Raw genomic sequence first — 17877 nt, 5'->3', positions numbered from 1 at the left:
GCTGGGCAGCCGTCAACCGTACGCGAAGGGGGCCGGTGGAAGCTACGCGTCGACTTGTACCAGCTTCTTCCCCTGGAAGGTCACGACCTCGAAATGGTCGATCTCGTTCGGCTTGAAGGCCGCCGCGCCACCGATGTAGAGCGGTTTCCTGGACTCGGGCGTCTTGCCGTTCGGGATGCCGTATCCCCAGTCGGGCACGGACCAGGAGGACATCGTCACGCGCTGCCCGTTCTTCGCCACGAGCACCAGGGAGCACTTGATCGGACCCTTGGCGTTCTTCAGCTCCAGGACCGCCTGGGTGCCCCAGTCCTTCGGCGCCATCGCGACGGTCGCGCTGATCCGGGACGACGGGTCCGTCGCCGACTTCTTGTCGGGCATCGACGCGAACGCCGTCTGCGCCGAGGACGCGGTGACCTGGCCGCCGCCCCCGTCGGAGCCGCCGTTCACCGCCACCGCGGCCAGCGGGCCGGCGATGATCAGTGCGGCTGCCGCCGCGATCATGTAGAAGCTGCGCCGGCGCTTCTGGGCGCGCTTCTCCGCGACCTCGTCGACCAGCTTCTCCACCAGGCGGGGCGTGGGCCTGGCGGACAGCGACTCGCCGATCGCGGGCGTGCTGCCGGAACCGGGCAGGTCCGCGAGGGCGGCCAGCATCGGCTCCATCCCGGCCAGCTCGTCCAGCTGCTGGGCGCACCACTCGCAGCCGGCGAGGTGGGCCTCGAAAGCGGTTGCCTCGGCGTCGTCGAGGATCCCGAGGGCATAGGCGCCCACGGTCTCGTGCTCGCTCGGCACCGGAGATCCCGGACTGGGGTTCATGGGCCCAGGCATACCCGGACCTTGCGCCCCGAATCCCTGCATTCCCCCGTAACCACTGCTCATCACGCCGTCACCCCCCGCTCCTCCAGTGCCAGCTTCATCGAACGCAGGGCGTAGAACACCCGAGACCGCACCGTGCCGCTGGGTATGCCCAGCGTCTCGGCCGCCTCATTGACCGTACGCCCCTTGAAGTACGTCTCGACGAGCACCTCCCGGTGGGCCGGGGTCAGGTCGTCGAGCGCGTCCGACAGCGTCATCAGCCACAGCGCCTTGTCGATCTCGTCCTCCGCGGGGATGACCTCCAGCGGCGACGGATCGACCTCCTGCGGCCGGGCCTGCCGGCTGCGGTGGCCGTCGATGACGATGCGGCGTGCGACCGTCACCAGCCAGGGGCGTACCGAACCGGTCGCCCGATTGAGCTGACCGGCGTTCTTCCAGGCACGGATGAGCGTTTCCTGTACGACGTCCTCGGCGCGCTGCCGATCGCCGGCGACCAGGCGCAGGACATACGCGAGCAGGGGTCCGGCGTGCTCTCGGTACAGCGCACGCATCAGCTCCTCGTCAGGTTCCGAGGGCTGTGAGGACATGCGATGTCGGGCCCTCGATCCACGTTCATTGGCCACGGCCGCATCCTTGCGCACGCCCACCTCCGGTGTCCGGGGGTTCCCCCAGTCGGTCGCTCGCCCACCCGTACGGAAGGAAGCGGCGGGGTGTTCAAACGGAGGCGACAGTTTTCTGTGGGCTGACGTGACGACAGGGACATGCGCGCACATTCCCACCCCGCGATCTTCACAATCCAGACACAGAGCGGGAGTTCCCGGCTCATTCCCATGTATGAGCCACCCAAAACGCGGTGTTACGGAAATCACGCCCGCGCGAGCGCGGCCCGCCGCCGGTGCCGGGCCACCCGCTCCCGGTTGCCGCACACCTCGCTGGAGCACCACCGCCGGCGCCGCCCGCGCGAGGTGTCCAGATAGACGAGCGGGCAGTTGTCCCCCTCACACTCCCGTACGGCGGCCCGCGCGACGGGGTCGGTGAGCAGGTCGACGGCGTCCCGCGCGACGAGCGCGAGCAGCCCGGCGCAGGTCGGCGGCCCGGCCAGCTCCCTGCGGAGACCGCCTTCCGCACCGCGCACGGCACGCGGGACGGGCGTCTGGCCCTGCGCGACCTCGTTGACCCGCCGGAGCGCATGCTCGTACGTCGGCGTGTCCGGCGCGTGCGGATCGCGCACCAACTGGGCGACGTACGCGCGCAGTTCGCGGAACCCCACGAGCCACGACGCCTCCGCGTGCCCCAGTCCCGTCCCCTCCGGCACGAGCCCCGCCCCGCCGATCCACGCGCACAACGCCTCGACACCGTCGAGCCGTTCGGCAGGATGCGCGGTCGCGAGAAGATCGAGACAGATCCGCCCGGCGTCGAACCGCGGCGCGTAAGGGGGCGTGGCCGTACCCAGTGCCATGTGCCTGTCACCGCCTTGGCAGGGAGCGGGGCTGTTCCCTGCGGGCCCGGCAGGGCTCCGCGGGGCTCTCCTCTTCACAGTGCCCGCCCGGAGCGTGGGCCGGAACCCTCGGGTGTGTAATCACTCTTCTCCATGCCCCGAGCAACGGATCACCAGGCTCACCGGCGATCGGCCCGTCCCACGCCTGTGACCAACGGCTCAACGCACTGAAGCACTGCGCTTCACCTGCGCCGATGCACCATCTGCATGTGACGTGCATGCATCACATTGGAGTCACTGCCACCGACCGCCGTCTACTGCACCCGTACGACAACGCCCGGCAGGACTGCGCCGGGTGGCACACCATCTACGGGGAACACACATGTACGACGATTTCCTGGCGGCGAAGCTCGACGAGTTGCGCGCCCGTGGCCAGTACCGCGAGTTCGTGGACATCAACCGCAGGGCCGGTGACTACCCCAAGGCTCTGCGTCGTACCGCCGACGGACGCGTCCGCCAGGTCACGGTGTGGTGCAGCAACGACTATCTCGGCATGTCCCAGCACCCGAAGGTGCTCCAGGCCATGCACCAGGCGATCGACGAGTACGGTGCCGGCTCGGGCGGTTCACGCAACATCGGCGGCACGCACGCCCACTACGCTCGGCTGGAGGCCTCGCTGGCCGAGTGGCACGGCAAGGAGGCCGCCCTGGTCTTCCCGACCGGGTACGGCTCCAACGACGCCACACTGCAGTGCCTGCTGCGGGTGCTGCCCGACCCGTTCGTCGTCTCCGACGAGCTGAACCACGCCTCGATCATCAACGGCATACGGAGCGCGAAGGCCGAACGCGCCGTCTTCCGCCACAACGACGTGGACCACCTCGACGAACTGCTGGCGGCGCAGCCGCTGGACCGGCCGAAGATCGTGGTTTTCGAGTCGGTCTACTCGATGGACGGTGACGTCGCCCCGATCGAGGAGATCGTCAAGGTCGCCCAGCACCACAACGCGCTGACGCATCTCGACGAGGTGCACGCCATCGGCATGTACGGGCCCAGAGGCGCGGGCATCGCCGCCCAACTGAACGTCGACCACCACGTCGACATCATCCAGGGCACCATGGCCAAGGCCATCGGGGTGATCGGCGGCTACATCGCGGGCTCCGCCACGCTGGTGGACGCCGTCCGCAGCTTCGCCTCCGGCTTCATCTTCACCACCTCGCTGCCGCCCGCCGTCGTCGCGGCCTGCCACGCCAGCGTGGAGCACCTGAAGACCTCCGACGCCGAGCGTGCGGCCCTGCACCGCAAGACCGCCCTGCTGCGCGGTGCGCTGGCCGACGCAGGTATCGAAGTCATGCCGTGCAGCACCACGCACGTCCTGCCCGTGCTGGTGGGCGACGCCGACCTGTGCAAGAGGGCCGCAGCCCGGCTGCTGGACCGGCACGACGTGTATCTGCAGCCCATCAACTCCCCGACGGTGCCGGTGGGTACGGAGCGCTTCCGGGTGAACGTCACCCCGAACCACACCGAGGAGGACATCGCCCATCTGGTCCGGGCGCTGAGCGAGGTCTTCGCCCACTTCGGGGCCGACGGCGCGCGGGCGAGGGGCGCGGCGTGAGCATGACGACCCTTGCCACGGTGGTGCGCGAGGCCACCCACGAAGACATCGACGAACTCGTCCGGCTGCGCGCGCACCTGCTGGAGGACACCGCCACCGCCGGTGTTCCCTACGCGGCCACCTCCGCCGCCGAGCGTTCGGTGTGGCGGGCGAACTACCGCGCCTGGCTGGCCGAACGGCTCGGCCGGGACCCTCTGCTGCGCGTCGCCGTAGTGCCCGGTGAGGGCCGGCTGCGTGCGTGCGCCACCGCCGTCGTGGACCAGCGCGCCCCCTCCCCCGTGTGCCCGAGCGGGCTCGCCGGGTGGATCCAGTCCGTGGTGACCGACCCGCGCGACCGCGGCCAGGGACTCGGCGCGGCCGTGGTCGCCGACCTCACCTCCTGGCTGGAGCGCCGGGGCGCCGACGAGGCCGTGCTGCAGACCACCACAGCGGCGCACGGCTTCTACCGCCGCTCGGGCTTCCTGCCCACCGGAGAGGACCTGCTGTACAAGCCACTGCACCCGCACAAGGAGGCCGGGCCGCATGAGTGAGCCGAGCAAGCTGAACGTACTGATCGCGGGGATGGGCTACGCCGGATCCCGCTTCCTGAGCGCCCTGCGCACCCTGGACGGTGGCCACGGCGCCGGCGCGGACCTGGAGATCGCCTACCACGCCCGCCACCGCACCCGCGAGGACATTCCCTACTACGCCTCGATCGCGGAGGCCCTGACGCACTTCCGTCCGGATGTCGTCATCGTCGCGGTGACGGACTCCGCACACGCCGAAGTCCTCACCGCGCTGGACGGTTACGAGGGGTTCGTCCTCGCCGAGAAGCCTCTCACCTCGCGCAACGACGACCTCGACGCTGTCGCCCGGGCACTTGCCCGCACCTCCGGTTTCGCGCTGGACCTGGTGGAGCGGTACTCCGACGCGACGGCCGCCCTGCGCGACCATGTGCGCCGTAGCGGGCTGACGCTCGTGCGCGCTCACGCGACCTGGGGCAAGGACCGCATCAACGACCACCGGCCGACCGTGGGCGTGACAAGCGAGGTGATCCACTCCCTGGATCTGCTCCAGTGGATCGCGCCGGGCGGGCACACCGTCACCCCGGCCGGCGTGCTCGGGGTCAGCTCCGACTTCTCCATCAGCGGACCGGACGTCCTGGACAGTGTCGCCCTCACCGCCACCCTGGGCGAGGCCCCGGTCACGGTGTACAGCAGCTTCACCAACATCACCCGGCAGCGGACGGTGGACCTGACCTTCCGTGACCCCGACGGCGGCCTCGTGTACGCCTCGGCCGTCTACGACACCCCGGTGTGGGACGCCGACCGGCTGCGGATCTGGCGACGGGTCCCGGACGGTGAGGAGACGCTGTGCGAGGTGGACACCACCACCGAGCGCGCGGCCGAACAGCTGCGCGCCATAGTGAAGTTGCGGCGCCTCGTCGCCGATGTGCTGCGCTACGTACGCACCGGTGAGGCCCCGCAGGTCGCCTTCGCCGGCCTGGAGGAGTCCCTGGCCCTGCAGCGCCTGCTCAACGACATCGAGGACGCCGCCGCCACCACCGGCCCGGCGCGCTACTTCCCCGGCGACCGTACGATCGCCACCGAGATCGACTGGGAGCGGCTGGGATGACCGGCAAGGACTCCTCTTGGGCCACGTCCAGCCACGGCAGCCGGCCCGTTCTGCTGCTCGCCGTCGGCGCGTTCGCGCTGGGTCTCGACGCCTATGTGATGGCGGGCCTCCTGCCCCGGGTGGCGGACGACCTGGGTGTCTCGGAGGCGTCGGCCGGCCAGATGGTGACGGTGTTCACCCTGTGCTACGCCCTCGCCGCGCCGGTGTTCGCCGCCGCCCTGGCCGGCCGTCCCGCGAAGATCGTCCTGGCCTGCGCACTGGCCGTGTTCACCGCCGGCAACGCTCTGACCGCCGTCGCCCCCGCGCTGCCGGTCCTGCTGGTGGCGCGCGCGCTGGCCGGCATCGGCGCCGGTCTGTACTCACCGATGGCCGCGGCGACGGCGGCGGGACTGGCCGGTGAGGAGCGCCGGGGCCGCAGCCTGGCCCTGGTGATGGGCGGGATGAGCATCGGGACGGTGGTCGGCGTACCGCTGGGTGTCCTGGTCGCCGACCACGTGGGCTGGCGCGGCACCCTGTGGCTGATCACGGCTCTCGGCGCGCTCGCCCTGGCCGGGCTCACCCTGCTGCCGGCCACGACCGCCGGCCCGCCGCCCGCTCTGAAGGACCGGGTGCGCATCCTGGCCGACGGCCGGGTCGCGGGGATCGCCGTCGTCTCACTGCTCGGCGGTGTGGCAAGCCTCGGCCTCTACACCTACCTGGCTCCCTTCCTCGCCGACGCCGCCGACCGCACCAGCACGGTGGGCCCCATGTGGGCCTGGGGTGTGGGCGGCGTCCTCGGCAGCCTTCTCATCGGCCGGGTCGTCGACCGCACCCGGCGTCCCTTCACCGTCGTCGGGTGCGTTCTCACCCTGCTGACGGCGGCTCACCTGGCGCTGCCGGCAGCGGCGGTCGGTTCCTGGGCGCTCGTGGTGCCCATGGTGGTGTGGGGAGCGGCGGGCTGGGCGCTCCAGGTGCCCCAGCAGCACCAGTTGATGGCCGCGCAGCCCGACCAGGCGCCGGTGGCGGTGGCGCTGAACAGCTCGGCCGTCTACCTGGGCAGCGCGATCGGCTCGGCGCTCGGCGGCACGGTCATCGCCGCCGGCGTCACCCCGGCCGCGCTACCCTATTGCACCGCGGCTCTGGGAGCCCTGGCTCTCGTCCTCCACCTCACCGTCGTACGGCACTTCACCCGCCGGGACACGCGGGTGCCGGTGCGGGGGCAGGCGCCCGAGCCCGCGGACCGGACAGCCCTGTGACCCACCCGACCACCATGGACATCGGCATACAGCACCTGCGGTGTTTCCTCACGCTCGCGGAGGAACAGCACTTCACATGGGCGGCCGACCGCCTCGGCATGTCGCAGCCGACCCTCAGCCGTCAGATCCGGCGCCTGGAGGAGGTGATGGGCCGGTCGCTGCTGGACCGCAGCACCCGCCATCCCCGGCTCACGGTGGAAGGCCGCCGGCTCCAGGCGGAACTGCAGACACTGCTGCCGCGCCTGGAAGCCGCCCTGCGGCCGCAGGCGCCCGAGGCTCCGTTCCGCCTCGGCTACGCGTGGGGCTTTCCCATGAAGCTCGGCCGACGGGCCATCGAGCACATGGAGGAGCACCACCAGGTGCTCGTCCAGGCCGTCCGCGCCGACGACCGCACGGCGGGGCTGCGGGACGGGGCCGTCGACGCGGCCCTTTTGTGGGGCGGCATCTCCGACCCCCGCCTGACCTCGGTGGAAATCCTCAGCGACACACGCGTCGCGGCCGTCTCCCGGCGCTCCACGCTGGCGGTGCAGTCCACGGTGACGTGGCGGGAACTGGGGCGCCGGTGCCTGGTGGTCAACACCGTCAGCGGGACGCTGACCCCCGACGACTGGCCGCGAAGCGCCACCCCCGAGATCGGCGCCGAGGCCACCAACATCGAGGAGTACCTGCACGCCGTCGCCGCTCGCCGCGGCGTCGGCGTCCTGCCTTCCTCGGTGGCCGCACAGCACCCCGACCCGGACATCCTCTACCTGCCGCTGACCGGGGCTCCCCCCGCCACTCTGCACTACGTGTACCCGCGCACCAACCCCCATCCGCACGCCGCCACGCTGGAAGAGGCGCTGCTGCGCACGGCACCCCGCACCCTGGCGAACCGCTGACGTCCGGCGGCACCGCCGGGCGGGTGCCGCCGCCGGATCACCAGGACCGCCGGATCACCGCCGAGGCGCAGCGTGTCTCCCTGAGCAAGGCGCTGACCGAGGAGACACAACTCAGTCGTCCTCGAAACGCCAGAGCACCAGCACGCGCTCGTCCGACACTCCGATGAGGCAGACGTCGATGGTGATTCCGGTGAGGCCGTTCACGTGAAACGCCGAGGCCAGGAAGTCACCCTCTTCACCGTCTTCCGCGTGCCCGTGGTTGGTGAAGAAGTGCGCGCCGGCCCCCACCCCTCGCAGGAGTTCCCGCAGGCGGGCGTCGCGTTCCGCATCCGGTGCGCGAAGGGATTTGTTGGAGCCGGACAGAAGAGAGCCGCCCGAGATCAGCTTGGCCAGATCCAGGGCTTGAGCGGGTGAGACCGGCAGGATGCCCTCTCGCAACTCCTCCCGGTCGACGTGCCGCAGCACGGCATGCCCCTGGATCGTTTGCATCACCGTGGCGAGCCAGTCCGCCCGCCCGTGCGGCCCGTGCGGTACGAGCGCGGCGAAGGACCAACGTTCGTCAAAACACCACTGCGCGGTGACGTCGGCTCCGGCCCGCAGCGGCGGAGGGACATCCGTCGGCCGTTTCACGAACGGCCGACGGACTCACCGCGCGTCGGCAGGCGGCGTGGAGAGCTGCTCGGCGACCCGGGCCAGCCAGCCGCTCGGTGAATACGGCGCCGGTGCGTCGACCTCCATGCCCAGCTCGGCGACGGCGAGTGCGTAGTCGCTCTCGTCCAGGTCCAGCGCCAGGAGTTCATGGAGCTCGCCGACGAGCCGGGCCACGAGCTGGGAGTCGGTGGAACCTCGATAGTCGTCGACGGCGGCGTCGTGGTCGTCGAACTCGTCCGGCATGTCCTGCGAGAACCAGCCGCTCAGGAACTGGCCCAGTTCGGGGAAGCGGGCGTGCCATTCCCAGTGGGTGGCGGGCGGCGCCGGCGGCGGTACCTCGCCGGTCTCGATGCTGTGCTTGATGTGGTCCGCGAGGCAGTACAGCCACGGCTGGACCGCGTCCTGGGGCAGGCCGACATCGGGAACGGCGTAGAACTCGCCGAGGCGCAGCCTGAGTCGTCCGGGCGGGTTGTCGGCGTAGTCCCGCAGCTGCCGCTCGGCGACGGCGAGGGCCCAGGGGCGAGTGTGCCAGGTGTGGCGGAGGTAGGCGGTCAGGGCCTGGCTAGGCCTGTCGGGGGTGTCATCGGCCGGCTGCCCGACGTAGGCGCGCATGACCTGGTCGAGTTCGCCGTAGCGGCGGTCGTGTTCGAGGGGGCTCAGGGGCACGGTTGTCTGCCTCTACGGGTCTACAGGTAGACGGGGAATGTCGCGTGGACGGCGAAGCCGTGCGGGCGGGAGGCATCCCGCTTGAGGATCACCCTGGCCGCCCGCACGTCGACCGGCTCGCGGCCGGCGAGCATCATGGCCTGCAGGAGGACCCGGCCGACCGGCTCGGACCGGGAGGGCCAGGAAGCCTCGATGGTCAGACGGGGGCGCGTGGACTGGGCGAGCCAGCGGTGGATGACCTGCTCGTTGGCGGTGACGACTTCAGGACGGTACCGACTGATACGTCCGCGACCAGTCCCTTACCTGCCTCCCACAAGCCCTTGATCACGCTCTTGGCGTCCGTGATATCCAGGTCTCGCGGATCGAGCTGCTTGATGCTGTCCACTACGGCCTGCCGATAGATCCTGTGCAGATCGTCGCGAACATCTTCCGCCGCCTTGGCCACGTTGTAGACGGCGGCTACGGCGAAGACAGGGTGGCTCGTTCCCTTTTTGTGTGCGTCGTCGTTGGCCCAACTATAGCCATGCCTCGTCTGACCCCAGGCGGAGGTTCCCCACAGCGTGCTGCAGAACTGCCGCATCGCGTCGTACCACTCCTGGTTGGCCTGGTCGGTTATGCCGCCGATGAGACCGGTCAGCGTCCCGTCCACCATGGTGAGCGTGTTCTGCGGCATCCTCCACGTCTCGGAGATCGAGTACAGACGCAGGTGATTGGGCAAGGGGAGGATCTTCGCCGCCTTCCCCCAGCGGCACTCGTGTTCCAGCAAGGGACGCATGACGGCCAGGGCCGCGCCCTCCAGTCCCTCCAGGGCCTTCTGCATGATGTCCTGGCCGGCGTGGAAATCACCCCACTTGAAATCGGTGACCGGACCGTACTTGGGCGGTGTGTCGATCACGTGCGGAGCAGGTCGCTGTGTCGGGTGACCGGTCGGCGAGGGGTTCGTGGCGTGGTCGGCCGCGACGTAGTTGTTGGCAGTAGTGGTGAATCCGACGCCCGCACGGACTTGGCCCACACGTCGAGGAACCGATTGGCCACTTTCACGTAGGTCTTCGTGAAGTCCTTCATGGCCGAGCCGTTGCCACCGCCGTCCGGGTATCGCGCCAACTCGTCGAGAAACGCCCGCCAGGCGTGAACGGTTGAGCGAGCCCGCGTCCCTTCTCTCGACGGAGGTTTCCATGGGCACCGTATCCCTGCCCGACACCTGGGCGTACGCCCTTCGCCTGCCTCATGATCCGCGCGCGGCACGGGTCGCACGTATGACCGTACGGGCGTGTTGAACGGGCACGGCAGACAGGACCTGCTGGAACCCGTCGAGCTGCTGACGTCGGAGCTGGTCACCAACGCCTACCGGCACACCAGGGGTCCCGCCTCCCTGCGGCTCACCGCGCTGGCGGACGGAAGGCTCAGGGTCGGGGTGTGGGACAGTCACCCGCGCATCCCGGCGCCCTTCGGGGACCCTCCCTGGGACCGGGTTCCGGCGGCCCCGGTGGACGCCGAGCGCGGGCGCGGGCTGCACCTCGTGCAGGAGTACGCCGACTGGTGGGGCGGTTTCCGGATCGGGGACGGCCTGCTGGAGCGGGGCGCCGGGAAGCTGTTGTGGTTCGAGGTGGGCGGGCGACCAATACAGGACGCTGCGGGCCGTGGCACGACGCTTCTCGAGTCCTGACGTGATCCAGCCGCTCAGGGACGGATCAGCTCACGTCAAGCCGTTGTCACTCCCGGCCAGTACCGTGAATGCAGGAAGCTCAGGATGGAGGAGCCGACGCGTGAGCACACGACCCGATCACGGCCATGAGCTGATTCCCCGCCCCGAACGTACCCCGGCGGCAGTACGCACGGCGCTGGCACGGCTGGCCCCGCATCGGCTGAGTGAGATGGAACAGCACAAGGAGGAAGCCCTGGGAGCCGCCCTCCAGGACGGCAAGATCGGCCACCTCCAGTACTGGCTCACCTACTGGCAGACACAGGTGGAGATCGAACGGCGGCCCGACCTGCGTTCCCGTTACCAGGCTGCCCTGGCCTCCGTGCACACCACGGACACCAGAGACGACCCCGACTTCCGCGCGGCCATGGCCGAACTCCGCGCCGTCGAGTCGGAGGCTCGCCAGGCGGTGTCCGCATGACCTGGCGGTGGGAGTACGACCCGGACGAGGAGTATGTCATCGGCGGCGCCCCGCCCGCGTTCGTCGCCGAAGTCGAGAAGCGAGCCGACGAGCTGGTGCGGGCCGCTGCCGCCTTCTACCTCGACGGCACCTCGTATCAGGAGGCGGGCCCGAAGGGAAACGTCGCGCACGTACCCGGTGGCTTCTTCCTGTACTTGATCGTCCCGCGGCACGAGTGCCTCTACATCCACCAGGCGACGTACTTGTGAGCCGACTCCGATACCCGGCTACGCGTCCGCGTACTTCGCGTCCGTCGCCGGGTCCAGGGCGAGGCGGTAGCCGCGTTTGACCACCGTCTGGATGAGCTTCGGGGCGCCCAGGGCCGTGCGGAGGCGGGCCATCGCGGTTTCCACGGCGTGTTCGTCGCGGCCGGCGCCGGGCAGGGCACGCAGGAGGTCCGCGCGGGGGACGACCCAGCCGGGGCGGCGGGACAGGGCCCGCAGCAGGGCCATGCCCGCCGGTGGGACCGGTTTGAGGGCGCCGTCGATCAGGACCGCGTGGCCGCGGATCTCCAGCCGGTGGCCGGCGACGGGCAACGGGCGGGCGCGGGACGGGAGTTCCTGGCAGAGGAGCTGCACCAGGGGGCCCAGGCGGAAGCGTTCCGGCTGGAGGGTGTCCACGCCGTGCGCCTGGAGCGGGACCGCGGTGACGGGGCCGACGCAGGCCGGGAGGACGTCGTGGGACAGGGCGGACAGGAGTTCCGCGAGCAGGCCCCGGGTCTCGGCCCGGGAGAGGAGGGAGGCCGCGGCCGGGGCGCTGGTGAAGGTGAGGGCGTCCAGGGAGCGGGAGACGGTCGCGTCCAGCAGCCGGTCCAGGGGGGTGATGTCCTCGGGGGGCATCCAGCGGTACACCGGGACGGGCACCACCTCCGCTCCCCCGGCCCGGAGCGATTCGACGAAGCCCGGCAGCGGCTCGCCGTGCAGCTGTACGGCGATACGGCGGCCGTCCACGCCCTGTGCCAGCAGGTGGTCCAGCACCTCCGCCAGGGACTCCGACGACGGCGACCACTCCTCCGTCAGGCCGGCCGCGCGGATCGCGCCCTTCACCTTCGGGCCCCGGGCCAGCAGCTCGACCCCGCGCAGCCGGCCGAGCAGCGGCTCGCCCAGGCCCCAGCCGTCGGCGGCCTCGACCCAGCCCCGGAAGCCGATCGCCGTGGTGGCCACCACCACGTCCGGCGCCTGGTCGATGATCTCCTTGGTGGCGGCGAGGAGTTCGCCGTCGTCGGCGAGCGGCACGATGCGCAGGGCGGGTGCGTGCAGGACGGCGGCACCGCGCCGCTGGAGCAGGGCGCCCAGCTCGTCGGCACGGCGGGCGGCGGTGACGCCCACCGTGAATCCCGCGAGCGGGCCGTGCCCGGCTCCGGGTTGCTGCTCTTCGTCGTACATGGGATCTCCTAGCTGACCGGCACGCGAATCGAGCCTGTCAACGGCGCGTGACAGGCTCGGTTCGGCTTCATTGCACCGGTGTTACGTCACACTTCGGCGTAGCTGAGCTGCGACTTCGTCTCCGAAGCCGCCACCGGCGCCGCCTGCCGCGCGGGCCGGCGAAGGTATACGGACCACGTCACCGCGAAGCAGACACCGTAGTAGGCGAGGAAGGCGACGAACGCGCCGGTGCCGGTGCCGTAGGACAGGAAGGACTGGCGGAAGGCGAGGTTGATGGCGACGCCGCCGAGCGCGCCGACCGCGCCGATCAGGCCCATCGAGGCGCCGGACAGCCGGCGGCCGTGGAGCACCGCCGCCTCCCCCTGCAGGCCCTTGGCCAGGGCCTTCGCGTGGAAGATGCCCGGGATCATCTTGAACGTCGAGCCGTTGCCGATGCCGGTGAGCGCGAAGAGCACGACGAACGCGACGACGAACAGCGGCAGCGACTTCCGCACACTGGCCGCGACCAGTACGGCGGTGGCGGCGCCCATGGCGACGTAGTTCCACAGGGTGATGCGGGCGCCGCCGAAGCGGTCCGCGAGCCGGCCGCCGACGGGCCGGACCAGCGAGCCGAGCAGCGGCCCCATGAAGGTGAGGTAGGTCGCCTGCAGCGGGGTCCGGCCGAACTGGTTGGTCAGCACCTGGCCGAAGGCGAAGCTGTAGCCGATGAAGGAGCCGAAGGTGCCGATGTACAGGAACGCCATGATCCAGGTGTGGGCGTCCCTGGCGGCGTCCTTGGCCGCGCCGGTGTCGTTCTTCACCGTCGCCAGGTTGTCCATGAAGACGGCGGCGAGCACGGCGGCCACGACGATCAGCGGGATGTAGATGCCCAGCAGGACGCGCGGTCCGCCGTTCGCGCCGATGACCGCGAGGGCCACCAGCTGGATGGCCGCCACGCCGATGTTGCCGCCGCCCGCGTTCAGGCCGAGCGCCCAGCCCTTCCTCTTCAGCGGGAAGAAGGCGTTGATGTTGGTCATGGAGGAGGCGAAGTTGCCGCCGCCGATGCCCGCCAGCAGGCCGACGAGGAGGAACGTGGTGAAGGACGTGCCCGGCTCCATGACCGCGAAGGCCGCGATCGTCGGGATGAGCAGCAGGCTCGCCGAGATGATCGTCCAGTTGCGGCCGCCGAAGACGGCCACGGCGAAGGTGTACGGGACCCGTACGACCGCACCGACGAGGGTGACCATCGAGGTGAGCAGGAACTTGTCGGCGGGGGTGAGGCCGTACTCCGGGCCCATGAACAGCACCAGGACGGACCACAGGGTCCACACCGAGAAGCCGATGTGCTCTGACAGGACGGAGAACCACAGGTTCCGGTTGGCGATCCGCTCCCCGGTCGCCTTCCAGAACCCCTCGTCCTCCGGGTCCCAGCGCTCGATCCAGCGGCCACTGCGACGGGTTGGGGCTGGGGCTGTCATCACGCCTCCACGGGGCTCCGGCTGCTCGGTCTGCCACACCAGTGACTGAGCCCGAAGGTAGGGAGGGCGCGTTTCCGGCCTTGTGGCTGTGAGTGACCGGAAGGGAACGTTGCTCTCACCCCGTCCGCAGGGGGGATGAGAGGTCCCGCTCCGCCGGGGGCGCGGCCACGCCGCCCATGCGGCGCAGCTTCTGCCAGCGGAGCCGGCCGCCGGTGAGCGCGGTGATCCAGGACTGCAGCAGCACGACGTACATCAGCTGCCGGTACAGGAGCTGCTGCAGGGGCAGCGAGAGCAGCGGGGTGAGCCGCTCGCGGTCCAGGGCGAAGGCGTACGCCGCGCAGACCGCCTGCACCGCGAGGACGCCGCACCAGGCGCCGATCGTCTTCACGGTGGGCCCGAAGACCAGGCCGTAGACGAGGAAGAGGTCGATCAGCGGGGCCAGCAGCGGGGCCACCACCATGAACAGCGACACCAGCGGCAGGCCCACGCGGCCGAAACGGCCGGAGGGACCCCGCTCGAACAGGGCCCGGCGGTGCTTCCAGATCGCCTGCATGGTGCCGTACGACCAGCGGTAGCGCTGGGACCACAGCTGCTGGACCGACTCGGGGGCCTCTGTCCAGGCGCGGGCGCGCTCGGCGTAGACGACCCGCCAGCCGTCGCGGTGCAGCGCCATCGTGATGTCGGTGTCCTCGGCGAGCGTGTCGTCGCTCATCCCGCCGACCCGGTGCAGGGCGGCACGGCGGAACGCGCCGACCGCGCCGGGGATCGTCGGCATGCAGCGCAGGATGTCGTACATCCGGCGGTCGAGGTTGAAGCCCATCACGTACTCGATGTGCTGCCAGGCGCCGATGAGGCGGTTCTTGTTGCCGACCTTGGCGTTGCCGGCGACGGCGCCGACGCGCGGGTCGGCGAAGGGCTGCACGAGTTCGCGGACGGTGGACGGCTCGAAGACCGTGTCGCCGTCCATCATCACGATCAGGTCGTACCGGGCCTCGGCGATGCCGCGGTTGAGCGCGGCCGGCTTGCCCGCGTTGGCCTGCCGGATCACCCGGACGTTCGGCAGGCCCAGCGCCTCCACGAGGCCGGCGGTGCCGTCCGTGGAGCCGTCGTCGACGACGAGCACCTCGATCGGGTGCTCGCTGCGCATCAGCGAACGGACCGTGTTCTCGATGCACTTGGCCTCGTTGTACGCCGGGACCAGCACCGACACCGGCTCGGTGACCGGCGCCTCGCCCCAGCGGAAGTCCCGGCGCCGGGTGCGGCGCGCGTGGACGCCGGCCAGCAGCAGCATCAGGGCGAAGCGGGCGAGCACGAGGACGCCGGTGACCGCGAGACCGGTGACGAGGGCGCCGGTGACGTTGTCCGCCGCCCGCACCAGGAGGATCCAGACCTTGCCCTTCCACAGGTCGAGGCCGGTGACCGGGGTGTCGGCGCTCGGCGCCTTCAGGGCCTCGGTGACGGTCTGGAACCTGTACCCCTGCTGCTGGAGACGGGACAGGTACCCATCGAGCGCCCGGACCGTCTGGTGGCGGTCGCCGCCGGAGTCGTGCATGAGGACGACCGCGCCCTTGCCGCCGTGGGGCGTGGCGTTGCGGATGATCCGGGCCACGCCCGGCCTGCGCCAGTCCTCGCTGTCGATGTCGTCCACGACGGTGAGATAGCCGCGGCTGCCGACGTACTCGGTCACCGGCCAGGACCGGTCGTCCATGGCGTCGGCGAAGGAGGAGTACGGCGGCCGGAACAGGGAGCTGCGGATGCCGGCGGCGCCGGCCAGCGCCAGCTGGCTCTGCGACAGCTCCCAGTCGATGCGCCGCGTGGAGTGGTACGACAGGTCCGGGTGGTCGAAGGTGTGCACGCCGACCTCGTGTCCCTCGGCCACCATGCGCCGGACCAGGTCCGGATGGCGCGAGGTCATGGTGCCGGTGACGAAGAAGACCGCGTGCGCGTGGTGCTTCCTCAGGACGTCGAGGACCTTCGGGGTCCACTTCGGGTCGGGGCCGTCGTCGAAGGTGAGGACGATCCGGTGGTCCGGGATCCGCAGGCTGGTGACGGCGCCGCCCCGGGTGTCGATGACCGGGCCGCCGTCGAGGATCTTCGCCGGCACCCGGTCGTGCGCCGACTCCGGGCGGATGCGGTGGTCCGCGAGGATCTCGCTGTGCACGTAGCCGCGCAGCATGAGCATCGCCAGGGTCGCGCAGAGCACCAGCACGGGGAGCAGATAGCGCAGGGGCAGCCGGGGGCGGCGGCCGCGGGGACGCGAAGCCATCAGAGGGTGTTTCCCTGGTCGGATCAGAGCGGGAGCGGAATGTGCGAGTGCTTGGCCCGGCCGGGGGGTGTGGGCCGGGTGCGCGTCGGCGAGGAGGAGGGAGCCGGGGAGGTCGCGCCGCCCGGGGCGGACGGGGTCGGGGACGCGCCCGGCGAGGGAGCCGTCGCGGACGGGGAGTTCCCGGGCTCGCCCGGCGTGGAGGCGCTGGTGGCGCCGGCCGTGGAGGCGGCGGCCTTGGAGCCGCCGGGCGTCGGACCGGTCGAACCGGCCCCCGGTACGGCGGTCGCACCCGCCGACGCGGGCAGACCCGTCCCGGTCACCGCACCGGGCTCCGACAGGCCCGGCACGGAGGAGGCGCTGGGCCGCGGCGAGACGTGCACCTGCCCGGCAGGCTTGTCGTCCCCCTGCCCGGGCACCGGCAGCCACGGGGCGGTGGAGTTGCCGGACAGCAGGGTCGCGACGATGACGGCGGCGTACCCGGCACAGCCGACGGCGACAACCATCCCGAGCCGCCGGAAACGCCGCCCACGACGCCCGGAGGCATCGACGAACACGGGCCCGTCGGCACCGTCACCCCCGGAACCCGGGGCGTGCGCGACGTCCCGCGTGTCGCCAGCCCGCATCGCAGCCGCCTGAGCCGTCACGTCGGGGAGCTCCTGGGCGGGGGTGTCGACGGGGGCGGAGGGTGCGGGGAGCGGTGCATCGGCGGGGCCGACGGATTCGGCGGCGGGGTCGGGGAGCGGGGCGCTGGCGGGAGCAGAGGGCTCGCGGCCCGGGGCATCGGCGGAGGCGGCGGACTCGGCGGCGGCGTCCTGGACCGGGGCGACGGCGAGAGCGGAGGCCTCGCGTCCCGGCGCATCGGCGGGACCAGCGGAATCGACAGCGGCATCGAGGACCGAGGCGACGGCGGGAGCGGCGGGGTCGCGGAGCGGGGCGCCCGCCGGGCCGACAGAATCGATGGCGGCGTCAGGGACCGGGGCGACGGCGAGAGCGGAGGCCTCGCGGCCCGGGGCATCGGCGGAGGCGGCGGACTCGACAGCGGCGTCTGGGGCCGAGGCGACGGCGGGAGCGGCGGGCTTGCGGCCCGGGGCACCGGCAGAGGCGGCGGAATCGCCGACGGCGTCCTGCACCGAGGCGTGGGCGGAGGCGGTGGGGCGGTCGTCGGGCGGGGGCTCGGTGGGGGACGCGGTGGTCTCCGCCGAGGGGGGCGGGTTCTCCGCGTCTCCGGGCTCGGTAACGGCCTTGGCGACCTGCGCGTCTCCGGGCTCCGCGACGATCTTGGCGGCCTCCGCCTCTCCAGGCTTTGCAGCGACCTCGGCGGGCTCCGCGTCTACCGGCTCCACGGCGGCCTCGGGGCTTTCGCCGGCCACGGCAGCCACGGCGGCGACTGCGGCGATCTCAGCCTCGTTCACCGCGACCACGGCGGCACCCGCCGCGTCGTCCCTGCCCGCGACCACGCCGGCACCCGCCGCGCCACCCCCGCCCGCGCTCTCCGCGGAGGCCAGCGCGTCCGGGGTGTGGTCGGCCTGTGCGGCGGTGGGCGCAGGATTTGCGGTGCCCCGAAGCGGCTCGGTGGCTGGAACGGTTGCCTCGTGCGAGGCGGGGGCGGGCTTCGGCGCGGCTGGGGGCGCCAGCGTGTCCGTCGTCGGGTGAGCGGTTCTCGGACCGTCCGCTTGGGCGTCTTCTGGCCAGTTCTTCAT

General features: G+C 71.5%; 19 protein-coding genes. 8 read left to right on the top strand and 11 right to left on the bottom strand.

The annotated features are described in order from the left end of the window. Nucleotides 1-42 precede the first annotated feature (42 nt). The 3 genes from ACGFZN_RS37210 to ACGFZN_RS37200 all read right to left on the bottom strand — a co-directional run bounded on the left by ACGFZN_RS37210 (nucleotide 43) and on the right by ACGFZN_RS37200 (nucleotide 2272). On the bottom strand, nucleotides 43-813 hold the full coding sequence (locus tag ACGFZN_RS37210) for an anti-sigma factor family protein (protein ID WP_393862898.1): 771 nt from the start codon (nucleotides 811-813) through the stop codon (nucleotides 43-45). 62 nt (nucleotides 814-875) lie between these two features. Beyond that, nucleotides 876-1460, bottom strand: coding sequence for a sigma-70 family RNA polymerase sigma factor (locus ACGFZN_RS37205; protein WP_030167252.1), 585 nt, complete (start codon nucleotides 1458-1460; stop codon nucleotides 876-878). A 218-nt stretch (nucleotides 1461-1678) separates the two neighbouring features. Further along, complete coding sequence (locus ACGFZN_RS37200; protein ID WP_393862897.1) at nucleotides 1679-2272, bottom strand: CGNR zinc finger domain-containing protein; 594 nt, start codon at nucleotides 2270-2272, stop codon at nucleotides 1679-1681. A 361-nt stretch (nucleotides 2273-2633) separates the two neighbouring features. Between ACGFZN_RS37200 and hemA the strand changes: the two genes are divergently transcribed. The 5 genes from hemA to ACGFZN_RS37175 are packed head-to-tail and all read left to right on the top strand — an operon-like array spanning nucleotide 2634 to nucleotide 7590. Continuing rightward, the gene (gene hemA / locus ACGFZN_RS37195) at nucleotides 2634-3863 is read left to right on the top strand and encodes a 5-aminolevulinate synthase (protein ID WP_393862896.1); all 1230 of its coding nucleotides are present in this window, start codon (nucleotides 2634-2636) and stop codon (nucleotides 3861-3863) included. Between the two features lie 2 nt (nucleotides 3864-3865). Beyond that, nucleotides 3866-4393, top strand: a complete 528-nt coding sequence (locus tag ACGFZN_RS37190; RefSeq protein ID WP_393862923.1) for a GNAT family N-acetyltransferase — start codon at nucleotides 3866-3868, stop codon at nucleotides 4391-4393. Then, nucleotides 4386-5477, top strand: coding sequence for a Gfo/Idh/MocA family protein (locus ACGFZN_RS37185; RefSeq protein WP_393862895.1), 1092 nt, complete (start codon nucleotides 4386-4388; stop codon nucleotides 5475-5477). The genes ACGFZN_RS37190 and ACGFZN_RS37185 overlap by 8 nt, the downstream gene beginning before the upstream one ends. Next, nucleotides 5474-6712, top strand: a complete 1239-nt coding sequence (locus ACGFZN_RS37180; RefSeq protein ID WP_393862894.1) for an MFS transporter — start codon at nucleotides 5474-5476, stop codon at nucleotides 6710-6712. The genes ACGFZN_RS37185 and ACGFZN_RS37180 overlap by 4 nt, the downstream gene beginning before the upstream one ends. Beyond that, nucleotides 6709-7590 (top strand): LysR family transcriptional regulator, encoded by an 882-nt coding sequence (locus ACGFZN_RS37175; protein WP_393862893.1) that lies wholly within the window; start codon nucleotides 6709-6711, stop codon nucleotides 7588-7590. Before ACGFZN_RS37180 ends, ACGFZN_RS37175 begins: the two co-directional genes overlap by 4 nt. Nucleotides 7591-7701: 111 nt before the next feature. Here the strand turns inward: ACGFZN_RS37175 and ACGFZN_RS37170 are convergent, their stop codons facing one another. Genes ACGFZN_RS37170 through ACGFZN_RS37155 form a run of 4 tightly spaced genes read right to left on the bottom strand, consistent with a single transcriptional unit; the run spans nucleotide 7702 to nucleotide 9802 of the window. Continuing rightward, entirely contained in the window at nucleotides 7702-8220 is a 519-nt protein-coding gene (locus tag ACGFZN_RS37170; RefSeq protein WP_393862892.1) for a hypothetical protein, read from the bottom strand. Nucleotides 8221-8235: 15 nt separating this feature from the next. Further along, nucleotides 8236-8907 (bottom strand): contact-dependent growth inhibition system immunity protein, encoded by a 672-nt coding sequence (locus ACGFZN_RS37165; RefSeq protein ID WP_393862891.1) that lies wholly within the window; start codon nucleotides 8905-8907, stop codon nucleotides 8236-8238. A 20-nt stretch (nucleotides 8908-8927) separates the two neighbouring features. Continuing rightward, nucleotides 8928-9188, bottom strand: coding sequence for a hypothetical protein (locus tag ACGFZN_RS37160; protein ID WP_393862922.1), 261 nt, complete (start codon nucleotides 9186-9188; stop codon nucleotides 8928-8930). Next, entirely contained in the window at nucleotides 9104-9802 is a 699-nt protein-coding gene (locus ACGFZN_RS37155) for a hypothetical protein (RefSeq protein ID WP_393862890.1), read from the bottom strand. Before ACGFZN_RS37155 ends, ACGFZN_RS37160 begins: the two co-directional genes overlap by 85 nt. A gap of 375 nt (nucleotides 9803-10177) precedes the next feature. Here ACGFZN_RS37155 and ACGFZN_RS37150 point away from each other — a divergent pair, with 375 nt between their 5' ends. From ACGFZN_RS37150 to ACGFZN_RS37140, 3 genes are all read left to right on the top strand, one after another. Further along, nucleotides 10178-10573 carry an ATP-binding protein gene (locus tag ACGFZN_RS37150; RefSeq protein ID WP_393862889.1) on the top strand — a complete coding sequence of 132 codons (396 nt, stop codon included), beginning with the start codon at nucleotides 10178-10180 and terminating at the stop codon, nucleotides 10571-10573. Between the two features lie 100 nt (nucleotides 10574-10673). Beyond that, nucleotides 10674-11030, top strand: coding sequence for a hypothetical protein (locus ACGFZN_RS37145; RefSeq protein WP_393862888.1), 357 nt, complete (start codon nucleotides 10674-10676; stop codon nucleotides 11028-11030). Further along, nucleotides 11027-11278 (top strand): hypothetical protein, encoded by a 252-nt coding sequence (locus tag ACGFZN_RS37140; protein ID WP_393862887.1) that lies wholly within the window; start codon nucleotides 11027-11029, stop codon nucleotides 11276-11278. The genes ACGFZN_RS37145 and ACGFZN_RS37140 overlap by 4 nt, the downstream gene beginning before the upstream one ends. Nucleotides 11279-11296: 18 nt before the next feature. Here the strand turns inward: ACGFZN_RS37140 and ACGFZN_RS37135 are convergent, their stop codons facing one another. The 4 genes from ACGFZN_RS37135 to ACGFZN_RS37120 form a co-directional block, all read right to left on the bottom strand. Further along, nucleotides 11297-12454, bottom strand: coding sequence for a uroporphyrinogen-III synthase (locus ACGFZN_RS37135; RefSeq protein WP_393862886.1), 1158 nt, complete (start codon nucleotides 12452-12454; stop codon nucleotides 11297-11299). Nucleotides 12455-12540: 86 nt separating this feature from the next. After that, nucleotides 12541-13911 carry a nitrate/nitrite transporter gene (locus tag ACGFZN_RS37130; protein WP_393862885.1) on the bottom strand — a complete coding sequence of 457 codons (1371 nt, stop codon included), beginning with the start codon at nucleotides 13909-13911 and terminating at the stop codon, nucleotides 12541-12543. 115 nt (nucleotides 13912-14026) lie between these two features. Then, nucleotides 14027-16177, bottom strand: coding sequence for a bifunctional polysaccharide deacetylase/glycosyltransferase family 2 protein (locus tag ACGFZN_RS37125; RefSeq protein WP_393862884.1), 2151 nt, complete (start codon nucleotides 16175-16177; stop codon nucleotides 14027-14029). Between the two features lie 23 nt (nucleotides 16178-16200). Next, complete coding sequence (locus tag ACGFZN_RS37120; RefSeq protein WP_393862883.1) at nucleotides 16201-17877, bottom strand: hypothetical protein; 1677 nt, start codon at nucleotides 17875-17877, stop codon at nucleotides 16201-16203.

Source organism: Streptomyces sp. NPDC048192 (assembly GCF_043202415.1).
Classification (GTDB): domain Bacteria; phylum Actinomycetota; class Actinomycetes; order Streptomycetales; family Streptomycetaceae; genus Streptomyces.
Note: the sequence above shows the minus strand (reverse complement) of the source record. Positions and strands in the feature narration are given on the sequence as shown.